The 19,873-nt window shown below is 67.0% G+C and carries 19 protein-coding genes; 10 read left to right on the top strand and 9 right to left on the bottom strand.

Features of this window, described 5'->3' with window-relative positions; genetic code table 11:
- Positions 1-59 precede the first annotated feature (59 nt).
- Entirely contained in the window at positions 60-2,165 is a 2,106-nt protein-coding gene (locus EV580_RS12590) for an acyl-CoA dehydrogenase family protein (protein ID WP_133691510.1), read from the top strand.
- Here the strand turns inward: EV580_RS12590 and EV580_RS12585 are convergent.
- Positions 2,162-2,713, bottom strand: a complete 552-nt coding sequence (locus EV580_RS12585) for a hypothetical protein (RefSeq protein ID WP_370629522.1) — start codon at positions 2,711-2,713, stop codon at positions 2,162-2,164. The two genes, EV580_RS12590 and EV580_RS12585, sit on opposite strands and share 4 nt — an antisense overlap.
- 45 nt (positions 2,714-2,758) lie before the next feature.
- A complete protein-coding gene (locus EV580_RS12580; RefSeq protein WP_133691509.1) occupies positions 2,759-3,826 on the bottom strand; it encodes a ferredoxin--NADP reductase in 1,068 nt (355 codons plus the stop codon).
- Positions 3,827-3,970: 144 nt separating this feature from the next.
- On the opposite strand from EV580_RS12580, the gene hsaA reads away from it, so the two are divergent.
- From hsaA to hsaB, 4 genes are read left to right on the top strand one after another with little or no spacing between them, the layout of a single operon-like run.
- Positions 3,971-5,155 (top strand): 3-hydroxy-9,10-secoandrosta-1,3,5(10)-triene-9,17-dione monooxygenase oxygenase subunit, encoded by a 1,185-nt coding sequence (hsaA, locus tag EV580_RS12575; RefSeq protein ID WP_133691508.1) that lies wholly within the window; start codon positions 3,971-3,973, stop codon positions 5,153-5,155.
- 12 nt (positions 5,156-5,167) lie between these two features.
- A complete protein-coding gene (gene hsaD, locus EV580_RS12570) occupies positions 5,168-6,058 on the top strand; it encodes a 4,5:9,10-diseco-3-hydroxy-5,9,17-trioxoandrosta-1(10),2-diene-4-oate hydrolase (RefSeq protein WP_133691507.1) in 891 nt (296 codons plus the stop codon).
- Complete coding sequence (hsaC, locus tag EV580_RS12565) at positions 6,055-6,954, top strand: iron-dependent extradiol dioxygenase HsaC (RefSeq protein WP_133691506.1); 900 nt, start codon at positions 6,055-6,057, stop codon at positions 6,952-6,954. Before hsaD ends, hsaC begins: the two co-directional genes overlap by 4 nt.
- Before the next feature lie 3 nt (positions 6,955-6,957).
- The gene (hsaB, locus tag EV580_RS12560) at positions 6,958-7,524 is read left to right on the top strand and encodes a 3-hydroxy-9,10-secoandrosta-1,3,5(10)-triene-9,17-dione monooxygenase reductase subunit (protein WP_133691505.1); all 567 of its coding nucleotides are present in this window, start codon (positions 6,958-6,960) and stop codon (positions 7,522-7,524) included.
- A 3-nt stretch (positions 7,525-7,527) separates the two neighbouring features.
- Here the strand turns inward: hsaB and EV580_RS12555 are convergent, their stop codons facing one another.
- Positions 7,528-8,295 carry an alpha/beta fold hydrolase gene (locus EV580_RS12555; protein ID WP_133691504.1) on the bottom strand — a complete coding sequence of 256 codons (768 nt, stop codon included), beginning with the start codon at positions 8,293-8,295 and terminating at the stop codon, positions 7,528-7,530.
- 44 nt (positions 8,296-8,339) lie between these two features.
- Positions 8,340-9,260, bottom strand: a complete 921-nt coding sequence (locus tag EV580_RS12550; protein ID WP_286171552.1) for a LysR family transcriptional regulator — start codon at positions 9,258-9,260, stop codon at positions 8,340-8,342.
- Between the two features lie 132 nt (positions 9,261-9,392).
- On the opposite strand from EV580_RS12550, the gene EV580_RS12545 reads away from it, so the two are divergent.
- A complete protein-coding gene (locus tag EV580_RS12545; RefSeq protein ID WP_133691502.1) occupies positions 9,393-10,742 on the top strand; it encodes an MFS transporter in 1,350 nt (449 codons plus the stop codon).
- Positions 10,739-11,485, top strand: a complete 747-nt coding sequence (locus EV580_RS12540) for a 3-hydroxybutyrate dehydrogenase (RefSeq protein ID WP_133691501.1) — start codon at positions 10,739-10,741, stop codon at positions 11,483-11,485. Before EV580_RS12545 ends, EV580_RS12540 begins: the two co-directional genes overlap by 4 nt.
- A 4-nt stretch (positions 11,486-11,489) precedes the next feature.
- On the opposite strand, the gene EV580_RS12535 is transcribed toward EV580_RS12540, so the two are convergent.
- The 5 genes from EV580_RS12535 to fadD3 are packed head-to-tail and all read right to left on the bottom strand — an operon-like array spanning position 11,490 to position 17,253.
- Positions 11,490-12,653: a pyridoxal phosphate-dependent aminotransferase gene (locus tag EV580_RS12535; protein ID WP_133691500.1), complete on the bottom strand. Its 1,164-nt coding sequence runs from the start codon at positions 12,651-12,653 to the stop codon at positions 11,490-11,492.
- 10 nt (positions 12,654-12,663) lie between these two features.
- Entirely contained in the window at positions 12,664-13,611 is a 948-nt protein-coding gene (gene ipdE2, locus EV580_RS12530) for an acyl-CoA dehydrogenase IpdE2 (RefSeq protein ID WP_133691499.1), read from the bottom strand.
- The gene (locus EV580_RS12525; RefSeq protein ID WP_133691498.1) at positions 13,608-14,564 is read right to left on the bottom strand and encodes an acyl-CoA dehydrogenase family protein; all 957 of its coding nucleotides are present in this window, start codon (positions 14,562-14,564) and stop codon (positions 13,608-13,610) included. The genes ipdE2 and EV580_RS12525 overlap by 4 nt, the downstream gene beginning before the upstream one ends.
- Positions 14,561-15,715: an acyl-CoA dehydrogenase family protein gene (locus tag EV580_RS12520; RefSeq protein ID WP_133691497.1), complete on the bottom strand. Its 1,155-nt coding sequence runs from the start codon at positions 15,713-15,715 to the stop codon at positions 14,561-14,563. Before EV580_RS12520 ends, EV580_RS12525 begins: the two co-directional genes overlap by 4 nt.
- Positions 15,715-17,253 carry a 3-((3aS,4S,7aS)-7a-methyl-1,5-dioxo-octahydro-1H-inden-4-yl)propanoate--CoA ligase FadD3 gene (gene fadD3 / locus EV580_RS12515; RefSeq protein ID WP_133691496.1) on the bottom strand — a complete coding sequence of 513 codons (1,539 nt, stop codon included), beginning with the start codon at positions 17,251-17,253 and terminating at the stop codon, positions 15,715-15,717. Before fadD3 ends, EV580_RS12520 begins: the two co-directional genes overlap by 1 nt.
- Positions 17,254-17,332: 79 nt before the next feature.
- Between fadD3 and ipdE1 the strand changes: the two genes are divergently transcribed.
- The 3 genes from ipdE1 to kstR2 are packed head-to-tail and all read left to right on the top strand — an operon-like array spanning position 17,333 to position 19,862.
- Positions 17,333-18,481 carry an acyl-CoA dehydrogenase IpdE1 gene (ipdE1, locus tag EV580_RS12510; RefSeq protein WP_133691495.1) on the top strand — a complete coding sequence of 383 codons (1,149 nt, stop codon included), beginning with the start codon at positions 17,333-17,335 and terminating at the stop codon, positions 18,479-18,481.
- The gene (gene ipdF / locus EV580_RS12505) at positions 18,481-19,272 is read left to right on the top strand and encodes a (5R,7aS)-5-hydroxy-7a-methyl-1-oxo-2,3,5,6,7,7a-hexahydro-1H-indene-carboxyl-CoA reductase (protein WP_133691494.1); all 792 of its coding nucleotides are present in this window, start codon (positions 18,481-18,483) and stop codon (positions 19,270-19,272) included. Before ipdE1 ends, ipdF begins: the two co-directional genes overlap by 1 nt.
- A complete protein-coding gene (gene kstR2, locus EV580_RS12500; RefSeq protein ID WP_133691493.1) occupies positions 19,269-19,862 on the top strand; it encodes a TetR family transcriptional regulator KstR2 in 594 nt (197 codons plus the stop codon). Before ipdF ends, kstR2 begins: the two co-directional genes overlap by 4 nt.
- The last annotated feature ends 11 nt before the right edge of the window (positions 19,863-19,873 follow it).

Here is a 19,873-nt window from a genome sequence, read left to right as displayed (position 1 = left end):
TTCTAGTGGGCCGAGAAGATCTTTCAGCGCCCGTGCTTTGTGAACCCTAGGAGCCGACGGTGTCTGCGACCCTCACCGACGAACAGTTTGCCGCCCGCGAGTTGGTCCGCAGCTGGGCCGCCTCTTCCGGCGCCTATGCCGCGGTCCGCGAGGTCGAACACGGCACACCCGACGCCTGGCGTCCGGTGTATCGCGGCCTGGCTGAGCTGGGCCTGTTCGGTGTCGCGGTCTCCGAGGACGCCGGCGGTGCCGGCGGGTCCATCCAGGATGTCTGCGCCATGGTCGAGGAGGCCGCGCGGGCGCTGATCCCCGGTCCGGTCGCGACCACGGTGGTGGCCACGCTGGTGGTCGCCGACCCCGAACTGCTCGAAGCCCTGATGGCGGGGGAGTCCACCGCGGGCCTGGCCCTTGCCGCGGATCTCGCGCTCGACGGCGACCGCGTGTCGGGCACCGCCGAGTACGTGCTGGGGGCGGATCCGGCCGGTGTGCTGCTGTTGCCGGTGGGTGACGACGTCGTCGTGGTCGACGCCGGCGCCGACGGCGTGACCGTTGAGCTGCTCGCCGCCACCGATTTCTCCCGCCCGCTGGCCAAGGTGACGCTTCACGCCGCACCCGCGGCGACGCTGCCGGTATCGCGCCGCCGGTTCGAAGACCTCACCGCCACCGTGCTGGCCGCCGAGACGGCCGGCCTGGCGCGCTGGACGCTGGACACCGCGGTCGAGTACGCCAAGGTGCGCGAGCAGTTCGGCAAGCCGATCGGCAGCTTCCAGGCCATCAAGCACATGTGCGCCGAGATGCTGCTGCGCTCACAGCAGGCCGCCGTCGCCGCCGCGGACGCCGCGGTCGCCGCGTCCGGTAGCGACGACGAGCAGCTCGCCATCGCCGCCGCCATTGCCGCCGCGATCGGCATCGAGTCGGCCACGGTCAACGCCAAGGACTGCATCCAGGTGCTCGGCGGTATCGGAATCACCTGGGAGCACGACGCTCATCTGTACCTGCGCCGTGCCTACAGCATCAGCCAGATCATGGGTGGCCGCCCGAAATGGCTGCGCCGCGTTGCCGCACTGACGCTGGACGGTGCGCGCCGCGAGCTGCACATCGACTTGGAGTCGGTCGCGCATCTGCAGCCCGAAATTGCCGCTGCCGCAGCTGAAGTGGCGAAACTTCCGGCCGACAAGCGGCAGCCCGCGCTGGCCGAGACCGGCTTGCTCGCCCCGCACTGGCCCAAGCCGTACGGCCGCGAAGCCTCGCCGGCCGAGCAGCTGCTCATCGACTCCGAACTGGCCAAGGTCGACGTGCAACGCCCCGATCTGGTGATCGGCTGGTGGGCAGTGCCGACGATCCTCGAGGGCGGCACCCCCGAACAGATCGAACAGTTCGTGCCGGCCACCCTGCGCGGCGACATCATCTGGTGCCAGCTGTTCTCCGAGCCGGGTGCCGGGTCGGATCTGGCCGCACTGCGCACCAAAGCTGTTCGCGCCGAAGGTGGTTGGAAGCTCACCGGGCAGAAGGTGTGGACCTCGGCCGCGCAGAAGGCGCACTGGGGTGTGTGCCTGGCGCGCACCGATCCCGACGCCCCCAAACATAAGGGCATCACCTACTTCCTGATCGATATGCGCTCGCCGGGCCTCTTGGTCCGGCCGCTGCGCGAGATCACCGGCGACGAGCTGTTCAACGAGGTGTTCTTCGACGACGTCTTCGTGCCCGACGAGATGGTGGTCGGCACCGTGAACGACGGCTGGCGGCTGGCCCGCACCACCCTGGCCAACGAGCGGGTCGCGATGGCGCAGGGCACCGCACTGGGCAACCCGGTCGAGGAGATGCTGCGCACGGTCGCCGAGCGCGAGCTCGACACCGCCCTGGCCGACCAGACCGCCAAGCTGATCCTGTCCGCGCAGGCGGGCTCGCTGCTCGACCAGCGGATCGCACAGCTGGCCGTCGGCGGTCACGACACCAGCGCAGAAGCCAGCGCGCGCAAGCTGATTGGCGTGCGACACCGTCAAGCCCTCGCCGAATTCCGTCAGGAACTGTGCGAGTCGGGTGGCCTCCTCATCGACGGGTACGTGCACGACTTCCTCAACACCCGGTGCCTGACCATTGCCGGCGGCACCGAGCAGATCCTGCTCACGCTCGCCGGCGAACGACTACTGGGGCTGCCCCGCTAGGAGAACCGAGGCTGGGCGCAGGTGCTCGGCGAGGTGATGTTCACCCCGCTGTAGACCACCTGCACGTGCGCGCACACGATCACTGTGCCCTCGGTCCGCGGCTGACCCGTGGAATAGTCTGTGGGCCAAATGGTTCCGGTCGTCACGTACTTGTCCGGTGGCCCGCCGCCGAAGTACATCGTGGTGATGACGTCGGGCCCGCCCTCTTTGAACACCTTCGTGAACGGGCCGCCGTACGCCTTCACGTCGAGGTAGGTGGTCCGGTCCATCGAGCGGATCTCGGTGCTCTGCTTGGCCCACAGATCATCCGGAAACCCGGTGACCCCTTCGGGTGTACGGAGATTGGCCGATGTGGAGAACTCGCATGTCTTGGCCGCGATCGAACAGTCCACCCGGGCGTGCATCTCGAGCTGAGTGGTGTCGTTGACCGGGAACGAGGTGTCAGCGGTATCGACGGCCGCACCCGCCGGTGGCGCGAGCGTGATCGCCAGACCCGCCGTCACCAGTGTGCCCATCACGCGAGGAAGCCCCATGCTGTGGTGTCCCATCGTCATCGCCAGCTCCCCGACACCTGATGACAACCTAGCGCCGAGCTATTCGTCGTAGGTGACTTCCACCGAATCGGAGGTCGGCCTGGCCTGGCAGCTCAGGATCAGCCCCTCTTCGATATCGCTGGGCTCGAGGACATCGTTGACGTCCATCTCGACGTCGCCGCTGCGCTTGACCACCGCGCACGCGCCGCAATGCCCCTCGCGGCACGAGAACGGCACGTCGAGCCCCTTGTCGAGGAGCACGTCGAGCAGTTTGGCGCTGCGCGGCCACGACACGGTGTGGGTCTGCCCGTCGAGCTCGACGACGGCGGTGGCCGGCGGCTCGTCACCCTCGTCTTCGATCTTCACCGCGGCGAACGGATCGGTCTCCAGCGAGCGGAACACCTCGATGTGCACCTGCTTGGCCGGGACGGACAGCGCCGACAGGGCCTCCTCGGCGGCGTTCATGAACGGGCCGGGCCCGCAGATGAACGCCTGCCGGTCGGTGTACGGCGCCATCAGCTTGCTCAGCGCCGCGACGCTGGGCAGACCCTGGACCGATTCCAGCCAGTGCACGACGCTCAGGCGGTCGGGGTATTTGGCGGCCAGGTCGCGCAGCGTGCTGGCGAAGATCACCGACTTCTCGTCGCGGTTGGCGTAGAGCAAGGTGACCTGGCCACTGCCCTGGGAGAGCGCCGACTTGCAAATGGCCAGCATCGGGGTGATCCCGCTGCCCGCCGCGATGAGCAGGAAGTCGGCGTCCAGCGTCTTGGGCACGAACGTGCCCGACGGGGCCAGGACGTGCATCTTCATACCGCGGTACGCGTGATCGCACAGCCAGTTCGACGCGTAGCCGTCGACGGTGCGCTTGATGGTGACGGTCAGGGCGTCGTCGGTGAACGGCGAGCTGCACAGCGAATAGCAGCGGGCCACCGAACCGGTGCGGTCGCTGGGGACGCGCAGCGTCAGGAATTGGCCGGGTGCGTACTTGAGGCGATCGGCGGGAATGTCCGCGCCGGCGGGTACCCCGAACACCAGTGATCGCGAATCGTCGGTCTCCTCGACGACGTCGGTCACTTCCAACTCGAGCACATGGCTGCCCAGTGGCTCGTCCGGTGGAACCTGTGTCACGTTGCTTAGCCTTCCCTCCAGCCAACTAGAACAGGTTACAGAAATCGCTTTACATATCGCTACCAGCCGCAGGCTCGCGCTGCTCGACACAAAGAGTAACGTGTTCTAGTCTTGGTCCAGTAACGCACTTCTGGGAGGCATGCAGTGACGTCTATTCAACAGCGTGACGCCGAGTCGGTTCTCACCGGCATCGACGAACTGCTGCCAAAGCTGCGCGAGCGCGCTCAGGAAACCGAGGACCTGCGCCGCATCCCCGATGCCACGATCGCCGAACTCGACGAGGTCGGGTTCTTCAAACTGCTCCAGCCCGAGCAGTGGGGCGGCCTGCAGAGCGACCCGACGATGTTCTACGAGGCCGTCCGACGGCTCGCCAGCGCCTGCGGGTCGACCGGCTGGGTGGCCGGCATCCTCGGTGTGCACAACTGGCACTTGGCGCACTTCGACCAGCAGGCCCAGGAAGACGTCTGGAGTGCGGATCCGACTGTCCGCATCTCCTCGTCCTACGCTCCGATGGGCGCGGGCGTCGTCACCGACGGCGGCTACCTCGTGAACGGCGCCTGGCACTGGTCCTCGGGATGTGACCACGCCACCTGGACCTTCGTCGGTGGCCCGGTCATCAAGGACGGGCGCCCGGTGGACTTCGGCAGCTTCCTCGTCCCGATCAGCGATTACCGCATCGAGGACGACTGGCACGTGGTGGGCCTGAAGGGCACCGGCTCCAACACCCTGGTGATGAAGGACGTGTTCGTTCCGCGACACCGGTTCACGTCGTTCAAGGCGATGGGTGATCTGGCTTCGCCCGGGCTGCAGACCAACACCGCACCGGTGTACAAGATGCCGTGGGGCACCATGCATCCCACGACGATCTCGACGCCGATCGTCGGAATGGCCTACGGCGCCTACGACGCTCACGTCGAGCACCAGGGCAAGCGGGTCCGCGCCGCGTACGCCGGTGAGAAGGCCAAGGACGATCCGTTCGCCAAGGTCCGCATTGCCGAAGCGTCCAGCGATATCGACGCGGCCTGGACCCAGCTGTCGGGCAACCTGGCCGCCGAGTACAAGCTGCTGCTGGCCGGCGAGGACATTCCCTTGGAGCTGCGCGCCAAGGCCCGCCGCGACCAGGTTCGTGCCACCCAGCGGGCGATCGCATCCGTCGACCGGCTCTTCGAGTCTGCCGGCGCCACCGCGCTCGGCACTGACACTGCGCTGCAACGGTTCTGGCGAGACGCACACGCCGGCCGGGTGCACGCCGCCAACGACGCCGAGCGCGCCTACGTGATGTTCGGCAACCAGGCATTCGGGCTGCCGCTCGGCGACACGATGGTGTAACGGGATCACCCGATGTCGTCCTTCATCCAGGAAGTGGAGTCGCAGCGGGAGCTGACCTTCGAGTCCACCTCGCGCTACGCGCAGGTCCGCGACGATATGCGGCTGCACTTCCACGAGGCGGGTGTCGGCAATCCGCAGACCGTGGTGTTGCTCCACGGCGGCGGTCCCGGTGCCTCCAGCTGGTCGAACTTCTCGCGCAATATCGCGGTGCTGGCCAAGCACTTCCATGTGCTCGCCGTCGATCAGCCCGGCTACGGGCACTCCGACAAGCACGCCGAGCACGAGCAGTACAACCGTTACAGCGCAACGGCTTTGCTTAACCTGTTCGATCATCTGAAGATCGAGCGCGCCGACTTGGTCGGCAACTCGCTGGGCGGGGGGACCGCGGTGCGGTTCGCCCTGGACAACCCCAAGCGAGCCGGCCGGCTGGTGCTGATGGGGCCGGGCGGGCTGTCGGTCAACCTGTTCGCCCCCGATCCCACCGAGGGCGTCAAGCTGCTGGGAAGGTTCACCGCCGACCCCACGCGCGAGAACATGGAGAAGTTCTTGCGCATCATGGTCTACGACCAGAAGCTGATCACCCCGGAGCTCGTCGAGGAACGGTTCGCGATCGCCAGCACCCCGGAGTCGCTGGCAGCTGCCCGGGCGATGGGAAAGTCGTTCGCGGGAGCCGATTTCGAGCTCGGCATGATGTGGCGTGACGTATACAAGCTGCGTCAGCGGGTGCTGCTGATCTGGGGCCGCGAGGACCGGGTCAACCCGCTCGACGGCGCACTGGTGGCGTTGAAGCAGATTCCGCGTGTGCAGCTGCACGTTTTCGGGCAATGTGGACATTGGGCTCAGTTGGAGAAATTCGACGAGTTCAACAAGCTGACCGTTGATTTCCTCGGAGGTGGGGCATGACGCTAAAGGCGCTCGGCTATATGCGGATTGAGGCCACCGATGTGGCGGCCTGGCGAGAATTCGGGCTCAAGGTACTCGGCATGGTGGAGGGTGACGGGGCGATCCCCGATGCGCTCTATCTGCGGATGGACGATTTCGCCGCCCGCCTGGTGATCGTGCCGGGCGACCGCGACCGGCTGCTGATCTCCGGTTGGGAGGTGGCCGATGCGCCTGCGCTGCAGGGCCTTCGCGAAACCCTGGCCAAGGCGGGCGTCGACTTCGTCGAAGGCACCCGTGAGGAGAAGTCCGAGCGTCGGGTCGAAGGCCTGATCCGGTTCTCCGATCCGGCAGGCAATGTCCTCGAAGCGTTCCACGGTGCGCAGTACCTGGGCCGCCGCTTCGTCAGCCCGTACGGCCACAAGTTCGTCACCGCCGAACAAGGTCTGGGGCACGTCGTGCTCACGTGCGACGATGACGCTGCCGCACAGGCTTTCTACCAGGATGTGCTGGGCTTCCGGTTGCGGGATTCGATGAGCCTGCCCCCGCAGCTCGCCGGGCGGCCGGCCGACGGTGATCCGATCTGGCTGCGGTTCTACGGCTGCAACCCGCGCCACCATGCGCTGGCGTTCATGCCGATGCCGAACCCCACCGGCATCGTGCACCTGATGGTCGAGGTGGAGAACTCCGACGACGTCGGCCTGTGCCTGGACCGCGCCAACCGCCGCAAGGTCAAGATGTCGGCCACGCTCGGCCGGCACACCAACGACAAGATGCTGTCCTTCTACATGAAGACCCCCGGCGGCTTCGATATCGAGTTCGGTTGTGAGGGACTCGAAGTCGACGATGACGGGTGGATCGCCAGGGAGAGCACCGCGGTCAGTCTCTGGGGTCACGACTTCTCCGTCGGGTTCAAGTAGCCGATGTCCGCCGCGGATATCGACCCCCGCACGTTCCGCCACGTGCTGGGGCAGTTCTGCACCGGCATCACGATCATCACGACGGTCCACGACGACACGCCGGTCGGATTCGCCTGCCAGTCGTTCGCCGCCTTGTCGCTCGATCCGCCGCTGGTGCTGTTCTGCCCGACCAAGGTGTCGCGGTCCTGGGCCGCGATCGAGGCCAGCGGCAAGTTCTGCGTCAACATCCTGCACGAGAAGCAGCAGCACGTTTCGGCCCGGTTCGGGTCGAAGGAGCCGGACAAGTTCGGTGGAATCGACTGGACCCCAAGTAAACTCGGGTCTCCGGTGATCGACGGCACGCTGGCGCACATCGACTGCACCGTGCACTCGGTGACCGACGGCGGTGATCACTTCGTGGTGTTCGGTGCGGTGCACTCTCTGTCCGAGGTCCCTAAGAAGAAGCCGCGGCCGCTGCTCTTCTATCGCGGCGAGTACACCGGTATCGAGCCGGACAAGAACACCCCGGCGCAATGGCGCGACGACCTCGACGCCTTCCTCACCACCACCACACCCGACACCTGGCTGTAGCGCTCAGGCCTGCTCGCCGATGAACTCGAGGATCGCCGAGGCCACCTCGCGGTGCACGGTCTCGTTGAGGATGTCGTGATGGGCGCCGGGGAATTCCCGCAGCCGTAGCGGTTCGATCTGCTCGGCGTAGGCGCGCAGCGCGCTGACCGGGGCGATGGGATCGAGTTCGCCGTGGATGGCCAGGGTGGGCACGGTCAGCTTCGGCAATTCGGAGCCGAAGTGGTCCCAGGCGCGGTCGAGTTCACGGGCCAGCGGCACGCTGTCGGCCTCGACGAACGCCAGCGGATCGTTCTCCATCGCGTCGAGGTAGAACTCATCGTCGGACAGCCAATGCGGGTCGAGGTCCAATGAGGTGTCGGTGTCGAGCAGTTCGGGCACCGGGACCACCGGCGCGCCGGAGATGATCGCGGCCCGGTAGCGCTGGGGCTGGTCGAGGAGCCGGAACAGGGTCACCACCGCGCCGTACGAATGTCCTTGTGCGATAAGCGGAATGCCCGGCGTCGTCTGCTCGGCCAGTTTGGTGAGGCTCTCGCCGAGCGCGGAGCTGTCCTCGAGCCTGCCGAAGTCGCCGCGCGCGCCGGGGGACAGGCCGTGACCGAACTGGTCGACGGCCCACAGGTCGATCCCGGCGGCGTTGAGAGCGAAGCCCAGCCGGTGGTACACACCGGTGTGCTCGCCGAACCCGTGCAGGAAGATGACGGCCGCACGCGGCTCCAGCGCGGCCCAGTGCCGGTAGTAGGCGCGGCCGAGGTCGTGGTCGATGAAAGGCATGGGTCGAGCCCACCAGCTATCAGGGTGTGCCGCAACACTTGCGATCAGCCCGCGTCGGTGCCCAGCAACACGTCGCGCTGGTCGGTCATGCGGCCTTTGATCGCCTCGACCAGCGCGGCGACCTCGGGGCGGCGCAGTGTCTCGGTGCGGGCCACCAGCCAGTAGCCCAACCGTGGACCCAGCTGGTCGGGCAACACCCGCACGAGGTCCTCGTGGCGATCGGCCATGAAGCACGGCAGTAATCCCAGACCTGCGGCCGCTCGGGTCGCTTCGACGTGGACGAAGACGTTGGTCGAGGTCACCGATTCCCGCATGGCCGGAACGGAACTCGACGCCACATCAAGATCGTCGACCTGCAGCATCGAGTCGATGAAGTACACCAGCGGAAAGCGGGTCAACTCCGCAACTGTCCCCGGGCTGCCGTGGCGATCCAGGTAGCTGCGCGCTCCGTAGAGTCCCAGCCGGTAATCGCCGAGGTGCACGGCCGTGGCTCGGCGTACCTGCGGCTCGCCGACCACCACCTCGATGTCGAGGCCGGATCGCTGCTGGGATGCGCGTCGGGTCGCGGTGACGATCTCGACGGTCACGCGCGGGTGGTCAAGCTGCATCCGGGCGGCCGCCGGTGCCGCGATATAAGCGCTGAACCCGTCGGTCGCCGACACGCGCACCACGCCTTCCAACGGCGGGGTCCCGTCGGCGCTGGGAGCCAGTGAGCGCACCGCCGACTCGATGCTTTCGGCGGCGGACAGCGCGGCACGGCCGAGATCGGTCAGTTCCCACCCGCCGGCCGCCCGGGCCAGCACCCTGCCGCCGAGTGCCTGTTCCAGGCTGGTGATTCGCCGAGAGATCGTGGTGTGGTTGAGGCCCAGTTCCTCGGCGGCGGTCACGAACCGCCCAGAGCGGCCGACGGCCAACAGCACCAGCAGGTCGTCGGCGCTGGGGCGATGCGCGGGACGACCGGACATATCTGCATATTCGCAGATCCGTCTTGCGAATTTCGGCATTGCGTTGCATTCCAACGTGCGCCAATACTCATTACGGTGTGTCCGCCGTCACAAGCGGGAAACCCTGGGAACGGTCGACGGAGGAGGGGCTGGATGAGTGTGACCAATACGGTCAGCGGGCTGAAGAAGGTAGTCGCCGCCTCGATGGCAGGCACCGTCGTCGAGTGGTACGAGTTCTTCCTCTACGGCACCGCGGCCACGCTGGTCTTCAACAAGATCTTCTTTGCCAAGGGCACCAGCGACCTCGACGCCATCCTCGCCGCGTTCATCACCTACGCGGTCGGCTTCGCCGCGCGTCCGCTCGGCGGGATCGTGTTCGGCCACTTCGGTGACAAGTACGGCCGCAAGAAGCTGCTGCAATTCAGCCTGGTGCTGGTCGGTGCGTCGACGTTCTTGATGGGATGCCTGCCGACGTTCGGCCAGATCGGCTATTGGGCGCCGACGCTGCTGGTGATTCTGCGCTTCCTGCAGGGCTTCGCCGTGGGCGGGGAATGGGGCGGTGCGGTGCTCCTGGTCGCCGAACACAGTCCGAACCGGGAGCGCGGATTCTGGGCGAGTTGGCCGCAGGCCGGCGTGCCCGTGGGCAACATGTTGGCGACGGTGGTGCTGCTCACGCTGACCGCGACACTGTCGGAAGCCGCGTTCCTGTCCTGGGGCTGGCGGGTCGGGTTCTGGCTCTCGGCGGTGGTGGTGCTGATCGGCTATTACATCCGGACCAAGGTCACCGATGCGCCGATCTTCGTGGAGGCCCAGCAGGAGGCCGAGCGAATGAAGGCGAGCTCGTACGGCGTCGTCGAGGTGCTCAAGCGTTATCCCCGTGGGGTTTTCACCGCCATGGGCTTGCGTGTCGCCGAGAACATCATGTACTACCTGGTGGTCACATTCTCGATCACTTATCTCAAGGTGCAGGTGCACGCCGACACCAGCGACATTCTGTGGTGGTTATTGGTCGCGCACGCAGTCCATTTCGTCGTCATCCCCTATGCAGGGCGATTGTCGGACCGCTACGGGCGCAAGCCGGTGTACCTGGTCGGAGCGGTCGGTGCCGGTGCGTGGGGCTTCTTCGCCTTCCCGATGATGAACAGCGGTCAGTACCTGTTGATCATGGGTTCGATCGTTCTCGGTCTGGTCATCCACGCGCTGATGTATGCCCCGCAGCCGGCGCTGATGGCCGAGATGTTCCCGACCAGGATGCGGTATTCCGGTGTGTCCCTTGGCTATCAAGTCACTGCGATCTTCGCAGGCTCGTTGGCCCCCATCGTCGCGGTGAAGCTGTTGAGTGTCTACAAGTCCGCGGTGCCGATCGCGATCTACCTGGCCGCGGCCGCGGTGATCACCCTCATCGCGCTGGCATTCGCCCGTGAGACCAAGGGTATCGACCTTGCCGACATCGACGCGGCCGACACGCAGCGGCACGGTCCTTCGGCAACGGCGGTGGCATGAGGTCACTGTCTGGGCGCACTGCTCTGGTGACCGGCGCGGCCAGCGGCATCGGCGCGGCGTGTGCACGGGAGCTGTCCGCGCGTGGGGCGCGCGTGACCGTAGCCGACGTCGACGGTGCGGGAGCCAACGCGCTGGCCGGTGAGATCAGCGGAACATGTTGGGAAGTAGACCTTCTCGACGTCGCCGCGCTGGAAGACCTACGACTCGAGTTCGACATCGTGGTCAACAACGCGGGAATGCAGGTGATCGACGCGATCGTGGACTTTCCGCCGGAGAAGTTTCGGATGTTGCTCGCATTGATGGTGGAGGCCCCGTTCCTGCTGATCCGGGCGGCGTTACCTGCGATGTACAAACGAGGGTTCGGCCGGATCGTGAACATCTCATCGGTGCACGGCATCCGTGCCTCGGAGTACAAGGTCGCCTATGTCACGGCCAAGCACGCGCTGGAAGGGCTGTCCAAGGTCACCGCGCTGGAGGGTGGGCACCATGGCGTCACCAGCAATTGCGTCAACCCAGGTTACGTGCGAACTCCGTTGGTGACCAAGCAGATTGCCGATCAGGCCAGAACCCACGGCATCGACGAGCAGGAAGTGCTTGAAACGATCCTGCTCAGTGAAAGCGCAATCAAGCGATTGGTCGAGCCCGAGGAAGTCGCAGACCTGGTCGGCTGGCTGGCCTCACCCGCCGCGGCGATGGTGACCGGCGCGTCGTACACGATGGATGGCGGCTGGAGCGCCCGCTGACGAGCTAATGCGCCAGCCAGGGGCCGAGCCTGCGCAGCGCTTCGTCGATATCGGAGGACGGCCCGGCGAACGACAGCCGCACGAACGAACCGCCACGCACGGGATCGAAGTCGATACCGGGCGCGATCGCCAATCCGGTATCAGCCAACAGCTTTTCGCAGAACGTCAGCGAATCCGAGGTGAAGTCCGAGACGTCGGCATACACGTAGAACGCCCCGTCGGTGGGCGCCAGCCGGGTGACACCGATCTGGCGCAGGCCGGCCAGCAGCGTCTCCCGATTGGCAGCGTAGTGATGCAGATGGCCTTGCGCTTCGGCGATCGCCTCGGGCGTGAACGCCGCAACGCCCGCGAATTGCGGGAGCACCGGCGGGCAGATGGTGAAGTTTCCGGTCAGGCAATCCACGGCGCGGCGCAGTTCCTTGGGCACCAGCAGCCAGCCCAGCCGCCAGCCGGTCATCGCGAAGTACTTCGAAAAGCTGTTCACCACAATGGCATTGCGCGACGTCTGCCACGCGCACGACGTGTCCGGCGCCCCGGGGTAGACCAGCCCGTGATACACCTCGTCGCTGATCAGCCGGGTACCGGTCTCATCGCACCACGATGCGATGGCCGCGAGCTCATCCGGCGGGATCACCGTTCCGGTCGGATTGGCCGGGCTGGCCACGATCACGCCCTGCACCGGTGGGTCCAGCTCGGCCAGCATCTGCACGGTCGGCTGGAAGCGCGTTTCGGGCCCGCACGGGATTTCGACCACCTCACACCCCAATGCCGACAGGATGTTGCGGTAGCAGGGGTAGCCGGGGCTGGCGATTGCCACCCGGTCGCCGACGTCGAAACAGGCCAGGAACGCGAGTAGGAAACCGCCTGACGATCCGGTGGTGACGACGACGTCGTCGGCGCTGACGTCCAGCCCGTAGCGGTCGGCATACGACCCGGCGATCGCCTCACGCAGCTCCGGGATACCGAGCGCGACGGTGTACCCCAGCTGGTTGGCGTCGAGTGCCGCTGCTGCCGCCGCCCGCACCGGTTCGGGGGCGCCGACGCTGGGCTGGCCCGCCGAGAGGTTCACCAGGTCGCCATGGGTGCGCTGCCGTTCGGCGGCGGCCAGCCACACGTCCATCACATAGAACGGTGGGATCCCGGCTCGCAGAGCCACGCGGTTGTTCACCTGAGTCAGGCTAGAACACCTGGGATTCGAGCCGGCGGAGTTGATCGGAGGTCGTGCCCAGCAATTGGGCGCTGCCATGTGCGCGCTTGAAATACAGCTGGATGTCGTGCTCCCACGTGATCGCGATGCCGCCGTGCATCTGGATCGCCTCACCGGTCACTTTCGTGAACGCCTCGGTGGCGGCCAGCCGGGCGAGCGCGGCCGACACCGGCGTGGGCTGCGCGATCGCATCGCCGACGACGGCGCGCGCCGACTGCACCGCGACGTACAGGTCGGCCATCCGGTGCTTGAGCGCCTGGAAGCTGCCGATCGGCCTGCCGAATTGCACGCGTTCCTTGGTGTAGGAGACGGTCAGCTCCAGGCAGCGCGCGGCGGCACCGATCTGCTCGGCGGCCAACAGGATCGCCGCCGTGTCGGCCAGGCCCGGATCGGTGCCGATCGTCGCGGTGGAGCCGGCCGACAGGCGCGCCAGCCGGCGAGTCGGGTCCATGGTCGTCAGCGCCTCGGCGGTGACGTCACTCCAACGGGTCAGCGTGCCGTCCTCGACCCCGACCACCACGTCGGCGACATCGCCGTTGACCACGTACCCCGGGTCGAACACCACCGCACCGACGGCCTCCCCGGCGGCCAGCGCCTCGAGGGTGTCGGTGTCGGGCTCGTCGGCGGCCAGCAGCGCCAGCTCGGTCAGCGTGGTGCCGAGCAACGGGGTGGGCACCAGTCCGCGACCGAGCTCCTCGAGAACCGCTGCCGCATCGGCCAATTCACCACCGGCGCCGCCGAGCTCCTCAGGCACCACCAGAGCGGCGACGCCGACCTGCTCGCAGAGCTTCGCCCACAGCGACTCGTCGTAGCCGCGTTCGGATTCCATCGCTGCACGCACCGCCTCCGGTGAGGCGTGCTTCTCGATCAGTGCGGCGACCGTGTCGCGCAGCATCTGCCGTTCTTCACCTGATGTCATGCCAGCGCCTCCAGCACTCGACGTCGATGGCTGGTCGGATCGCCCCATGCCGAATGCAGCGCCTGCACCCGCAGCAGCCAGAGCGACAAATCGTGTTCGGAGGTGAACCCGATGGCGCCGTGCGTCTGCAGCGACGACCGAGCCGCCAGCAGTGCGGCGTCCGAGGCGGCGGCCTTGGCGGCGCTGACGTCGCGCGCGGTGTCGGGAGAGCCGTCGGCCAGCGACAGCGCCGCGCCGTAGACGAGCGGACGGGCCAGCTCGACGGCGATGTGGACGTCGGCGAGCTTGTGCTTGAGCGCCTGGTAGCTGCCGATGACGCGGCCGAATTGGCTGCGCTGCTTGGCGTATTCGACCGACATGTCCAGCATCGCCTGGCCCGCGCCGACCAGCTGGGCGGCGGTGGCCAGCGCACCGAACTCGTACGCGCGGGCCACATCGGCGTCACGAGCATCGCCGGTGGCGGTGACGTCGAAGAGTGTGCGGCTGGCATCGACCGACTCGTGCGAGTCCCCGAGGGTGGCATCGCTGACCGTGCCGTCCTGCGCCAGCAGCGTCAGCCCCGCGAAGTCGGCGTTCACCGCACGCGGCACCGCCGGGGGCAAGGCGACCGTGGCAATCAACTCACCGGCGGCCAAGGCGGCGGAACGGTCGTCGTCCGCGAGAAGAATCGGTGCCACCGCAATGGATTCGGTGACCGGACCGGGAACGTTCCAGCGGCCCAGCCGTTCCAGGGCCACCACCAGGTCGACAGGATGCGCGTCGATGCCGTCGTACTTCTCGGCGATCGCCAGGGCGGTGACGCCCAGGTCGGTCAGTGCCGACCACACCTTGCGGGCCGGGGTGGTGTCGCCCTCGGCCCAGGCTCGTACCGCCGCGGGCACGTCGGCGGCGCCCAGTGCGGCGTCGATACTTGCCGCGAAGTCACGCTGCTGTTCGTCGAGTGCGAATTTCATTTCTTCGCTCCTGCGCTCGCTGAGCTTTCTCGGGGCAGCCCGAGCAGCCGCTCGGCGATGATATTGCGCTGAATTTCGTTGGTACCGGCGTAGATCGGGCCGCCGAGAGCGAACAGCAGGCCGTCGGTCCAGCCGTCGGTCAGCTCGGCATCGGCACCGCGCAGCTCCAATGCGGTCTGGTGCAGTGCGACGTCGAGGTCGGACCAGAACACTTTGGTCACCGACGACTCCGCACCCAACTCACCACCGCCAGCGACGCGGGTCACCGTGCCGAAGGTATGCAGCCGGTAGGCCTGTGCCTTGATCCAGGCGTCGGCGACGCGGTCGGCGAACGCCGGATCGGATCCCCGCTCTCGCCACTCCGACACCAGCCGCTCGGCTGGCGCGAGGAAGCGGGCCGGGCTGCGCAGCGACATGCCGCGCTCGTTGCTCGACGTGCTCATCGCGGCGCGCCAGCCGTCATGCACACCGCCGATGACATCGTCATCCGGCACGAACACGTTGTCCAGGAACACTTCTCCGAAGCCGGTATCCCCGCCGAGCTGGGCGATCGGGCGCACGGTCACGCCGTCGGCCTTGAGGTCGAACATGAAGTAGGTCAGGCCCTTGTGACGCTCGGCGCTCGGGTCCGAGCGGAACAGCCCGAACGCCCGGTGACCGAACACCGCCCGGCTGCTCCAGATCTTCTGTCCGTTGAGCAGCCAGCCGCCGTCGGTCTGGGTGGCCGTCGAGCGCAGCGACGCCAGATCACTGCCGGACTCGGGCTCCGACCATGCCTGCGCCCAAATCTCTTCGCCGCTGGCCATCTTCGGCAGCACGCGGTCCAGCTGCTCCTCGGTGCCGTGCGCGAACAGAGTCGGCGCCAGCATCGAGGTGCCGTTGGCGCTGGCCCGGCCCGGAGCACCGGCGCGGAAGTACTCCTCTTCGTAGGCCACCCACTGCAGCAGCGTCGCGTCGCGGCCGCCGTACTTCTCGGGCCAGGTGACCACCGACAGGCCGGCGTCGAACAGGATGCGGTCCCAGACCCGATGCTGCTCGAAACCTTCGGCGCTGTCATAGGACTTCGTCGGGAACGAGTCCTTGTTGTCCGCCAGGAACGTGCGCACCTCGTTGCGGAACTCTTCGGTGGCGTCGTCGTAGCGCAGATCCATCAAACCATCTCTCGCAGTGTGGGTTTGACCACTTTGCCGCCGGGGTTTCGTGGCAGGGTCGCCACGAAGACCACCGAGCGCGGGGTCTTGAAATTGGCCAGGTGCTTCTTGGTGTAGTCGATGACGGCCTGCTCATCGAGGTCACTGCCCTCGCGGCGGACGACGAACGCCCGCCCGACTTCGCCGAGGCGCTCGTCGGGCACGCCGATCACGGCGGCATCGGCCACTCCCTCTAGACGAGCCAATACCTGCTCGATCTCGGCGGGGTAGACGTTGAAGCCGCCGCAGATGTACATGTCCTTGAGCCGGTCGGTGATGCGCAGATTCCCCGCCGCGTCGACGGTGCCGACATCGCCGGTGTGCAGCCAGCCGTCGCTGTCGATCGCCGCCGCTGTGGCTGCCGCATCGTCGAGGTAGCCGAGCATCACGTTGGGTCCGCGCAACAGCACTTCGCCCGCGCCCGTGTCATCGGGGGAGTCGATGCGCAACTCGAAGTCGGCGATCGGACGCCCACACGTGGTGGCGACGGTGACGGCGTCGTCGTCGGCGCGGCACATGGTGCCGAAGCCGTTGGCCTCGGTGAGTCCGTATGCGGTGAGCACGATGTCGAAGTCCAACTCGGCCTGCATACGTTCGATGAGGACGACGGGCACGGTGGCGGCACCGGTCACCGCGAAGCGCAGCGAGCTCAGGTCGTAGTTCTTGCGCGCCGGATGGTCCAGCAGCGTCTGGAAGATCGTCGGCGGCCCGGGCACCACGGTGATGCGCTTCTCGGCGATCACCCGCATGGCCTGTTCGGGATCGAAGGTGAGCTGCGGGATCAGCGTGGCGCCGGTCTGCAGGCAGGCCAGGATGCCGGCCTTGTAGCCGAAGTTGTGGAAGAACGGGTTGATGCACAGGTAGCGGTCGGCACTCGTGAGCTGGCCGCACTCCGCCCACGCGGCCGGGGCCGCCAGCGACTGCCGGTGCGCGCAGAGCACACCTTTGCTGCGCCCGGTGGTGCCGGAAGTGAACAGGACATCGGACGGGTCGTCGGGTCGCACGGCCGCCGCGCGGGCGTCGACCTCTGACGGCTCAGCCCGCGGTCCGGCGAGGAACTCGTCCCAGGTGCCGTCAGGCTCGTCGATGGGGATGCGCACGATGTGCCGCAGCGCAGGCAGTTCAGTGCGATTCAGCTCGGCGACGCGGTCGGCGCCGAGGAAGCGGCCCATCCCGAACAGCACCGGCGCCTCTGTGCGGGCCAGGATGTCGCTGGCCTCCGACGCGGTGTAGCGGGTGTTCAGCGGGACCATCACGCCGCCGGCGTACTGGATGGCCAGGCAGGCGATGGCCCAGTGCCAGGTGTTCGGCGACCAGATTGCGACCTTGTCTCCGGGCTGGACCCCAAGCCCGATGATGGCCGCCGCGGCGCGGCGCACCTCGTCCCGCAGTTCGGCGAAGGTGAAGCTGCGGTCATCGGTGACCAGGGCGTCGTGATCGGCGAACTCAATGGCCATCCGGTCCAGCACCCCAGGTGTGGTGCGCGGTTGGCTCGTCATCGAGACTCCTCAAAGGCTTGATACCCGGCGCATCGGCCCGGGCTAACAAAGCAAGTGCTTGGTAGGTTAGCCTACAAGGGTGATCACGGTCGAGGAGTTCCGGGCGGAGGTCCGCGCGTGGCTGGCCGACAATCTCGTCGGTGAATATGCCGCGCTCAAGGGCCTCGGCGGCCCGGGTCGCGAGCACGAAGCCTTCGAAGAGCGTCTCGCATGGAACCGGCATCTGGCCGCGGCGGGCCTGACCTGTCTGGGCTGGCCGGTCGAGCACGGCGGCCGCGGTTTGTCGGTTGCCCACCGGGTGGCGTTCTACGAGGAGTACGCGAAGGCCAACGCCCCCGACAAGGTCAACCACTTCGGTGAGGAACTGCTCGGGCCCACCCTGATCGCGTTCGGTACGCCCGAACAACAGCAGCGGTTCCTGCCCACGATCCTCGACGTCACCGAGCTGTGGTCGCAGGGGTACTCCGAGCCCGGCGCGGGCAGCGACCTGGCCAACGTCTCCACCGCGGCCACCCTCGACGGCGACCAGTGGGTGATCAATGGCCAGAAGGTGTGGACCTCGCTGGCGCACTGGGCGCAATGGTGCTTCGTGGTGGCCCGCACCGAGAAGGGCTCCAAGCGCCATGCCGGCCTGTCGTTCCTGCTCGTGCCACTTGATCAGCCCGGCGTGGAGATCCGCCCGATCATCCAGCTGACCGGCGACTCGGAATTCAACGAGGTCTTCTTCACCGACGCCCGTACCGACGCCGACCTGGTGGTCGGCGAGCCTGGCGACGGCTGGCGGGTCGCGATGGGATTGCTGACCTTTGAGCGTGGGGTGTCTACGCTCGGCCAGCAGATTCGTTATGCCCGTGAACTTTCCGGGATCGCCGAGCTGGCCAAGAGCACCGGCGCGATCGACGACCCACTGATCCGTGAGCGCCTCGCGCGGTCGTGGGCGGGTCTGCAGACCATGCGGTCGTATGCGCTGGCGACGATGGACGTCGAGCAGCCCGGTCAAGATAACGTCTCAAAGCTGTTGTGGGCCAACTGGCATCGTGATCTGGGCGAGCTGGCCATGGATATCAAGGGCCGCTCGGGCCTGCTGATCACCGACGGCGATTTCGACGAGTGGCAGCGGCTGTTCCTGTTCTCGCGCTCTGACACGATCTACGGCGGCTCCAACGAGATCCAGCGCAACATCATCGCCGAGCGGGTGCTCGGCCTACCCCGAGAGGTGAAGGGCTAGTGGCGTCATTGTCGGAGGTCCCCGCAGAGGTTGAGGGCCACGGTCTGCTGACTGGCAAGGTCGTGGTGATCACCGCGGCCGCGGGCACCGGCATCGGCTCGGCGACAGCGCGGCGCGCGCTGCTCGAAGGTGCCGACGTCGTCGTCTCCGATCACCACGAACGCCGGCTCGGCGAAACCCGGGACCAGTTGGCCGAATTGGGACTCGGCCGGGTTGAGGCCGTGGTGTGCGATGTCACCTCCACCGCTCAGGTCGATGCGCTGATCGCATCCACGACCGCCCGCATGGGCCGCCTGGACGTCCTGGTGAACAACGCCGGACTCGGTGGCGAGACCCCCGTCATCGACATGACCGACGAAGACTGGGACCGCGTTCTCAACGTGACGCTGACGTCGGTGATGCGGGCGACCCGCGCCGCGCTGCGCTACTTCCGCGACGCCGGCCACGGCGGCGTGATCGTCAACAACGCCAGCGTCCTGGGCTGGCGGGCGCAGCATTCCCAGTCCCATTACGCGGCGGCCAAGGCCGGCGTGATGGCGCTGACCCGTTGCAGTGCAATCGAAGCCGTCGAACAGGGGGTTCGCATCAACGCGGTCTCGCCGAGCATCGCGCGGCACAAATTCCTGGAGAAGGTCAGTTCCACCGACCTGCTCGACCGGCTGTCCGAGGGCGAGGCGTTCGGGCGCGCGGCTGAGCCGTGGGAGGTGGCGGCCACCATCGCCTTCCTGGCCAGTGATTACTCGAGTTACCTTACCGGCGAAGTCATTTCGGTATCGAGCCAGCGAGCGTGACAGAGCAGCCGGTCAGTCGCCGCGACGAGCTTCTCGTGCTCGCCGCGACGATGTTCGCCGAACGCGGTCTGCGCGCGACCACCGTGCGCGATATCGCCGACTCGGCGGGCATTCTGTCCGGCAGCCTGTATCACCACTTCAAGAGCAAGGAGCAGATGGTCGAGGAGGTCCTGCGGGATTTCCTGGACTGGCTGTTCGACCGCTATCAGCAGGTCATCGCCACCGAGCCCAACCCGCTCGAACGACTCAAGGGTTTGTTCATGGCGTCGTTCGACGCGATCGAGCACCGGCACGCGCAGGTGGTGATCTACCAGGACGAGGCCAAGCGGCTGTCGTCGCTGCCGCAGTTCGAATTCGTCGATGCTCGCAATAAAGAGCAACGCAAGATGTGGCTTGACCTGCTCAACGAGGGTGTCAAGCAGGGGTACTTCCGCCCCGATATCGACGTCGACGTGGTGTACCGGTTCATCCGGGATACGACGTGGGTGTCCGTGCGTTGGTATCAACCAGGTGGACCGCTGACAGCCGAGGAAGTCGGCAGGCAATACCTCGCCATAGTCCTGGGCGGCATAGCCGCGCCCAACAACTGACAAGGAGATCG

This window comes from Mycobacterium sp. BK086, from assembly GCA_004362315.1.
Classification (GTDB): Bacteria; Actinomycetota; Actinomycetes; order Mycobacteriales; family Mycobacteriaceae; genus Mycobacterium.
The sequence above is the reverse complement of the archived record's forward strand: the minus strand, read 5'-3'. Positions and strand labels throughout refer to the sequence as shown.

What these genes read in the sequence shown, in the direction of transcription:
- EV580_RS12585 (WP_370629522.1), bottom strand. Translation starts at nt 2,713, where the DNA reads ATGGGACACCACAGCATGGGGCTTCCTCGCGTGATGGGCACACTGGTG.
- hsaD (WP_133691507.1), top strand. Translation starts at nt 5,168, where the DNA reads ATGTCGTCCTTCATCCAGGAAGTGGAGTCGCAGCGGGAGCTGACCTTC.
- hsaC (WP_133691506.1), top strand. Translation starts at nt 6,055, where the DNA reads ATGACGCTAAAGGCGCTCGGCTATATGCGGATTGAGGCCACCGATGTG.
- hsaB (WP_133691505.1), top strand. Translation starts at nt 6,958, where the DNA reads ATGTCCGCCGCGGATATCGACCCCCGCACGTTCCGCCACGTGCTGGGG.
- EV580_RS12555 (WP_133691504.1), bottom strand. Translation starts at nt 8,295, where the DNA reads ATGCCTTTCATCGACCACGACCTCGGCCGCGCCTACTACCGGCACTGG.
- EV580_RS12550 (WP_286171552.1), bottom strand. Translation starts at nt 9,260, where the DNA reads ATGTCCGGTCGTCCCGCGCATCGCCCCAGCGCCGACGACCTGCTGGTG.
- EV580_RS12545 (WP_133691502.1), top strand. Translation starts at nt 9,393, where the DNA reads ATGAGTGTGACCAATACGGTCAGCGGGCTGAAGAAGGTAGTCGCCGCC.
- EV580_RS12540 (WP_133691501.1), top strand. Translation starts at nt 10,739, where the DNA reads ATGAGGTCACTGTCTGGGCGCACTGCTCTGGTGACCGGCGCGGCCAGC.
- ipdE2 (WP_133691499.1), bottom strand. Translation starts at nt 13,611, where the DNA reads ATGACATCAGGTGAAGAACGGCAGATGCTGCGCGACACGGTCGCCGCA.
- EV580_RS12525 (WP_133691498.1), bottom strand. Translation starts at nt 14,564, where the DNA reads ATGAAATTCGCACTCGACGAACAGCAGCGTGACTTCGCGGCAAGTATC.
- EV580_RS12520 (WP_133691497.1), bottom strand. Translation starts at nt 15,715, where the DNA reads ATGGATCTGCGCTACGACGACGCCACCGAAGAGTTCCGCAACGAGGTG.
- fadD3 (WP_133691496.1), bottom strand. Translation starts at nt 17,253, where the DNA reads ATGACGAGCCAACCGCGCACCACACCTGGGGTGCTGGACCGGATGGCC.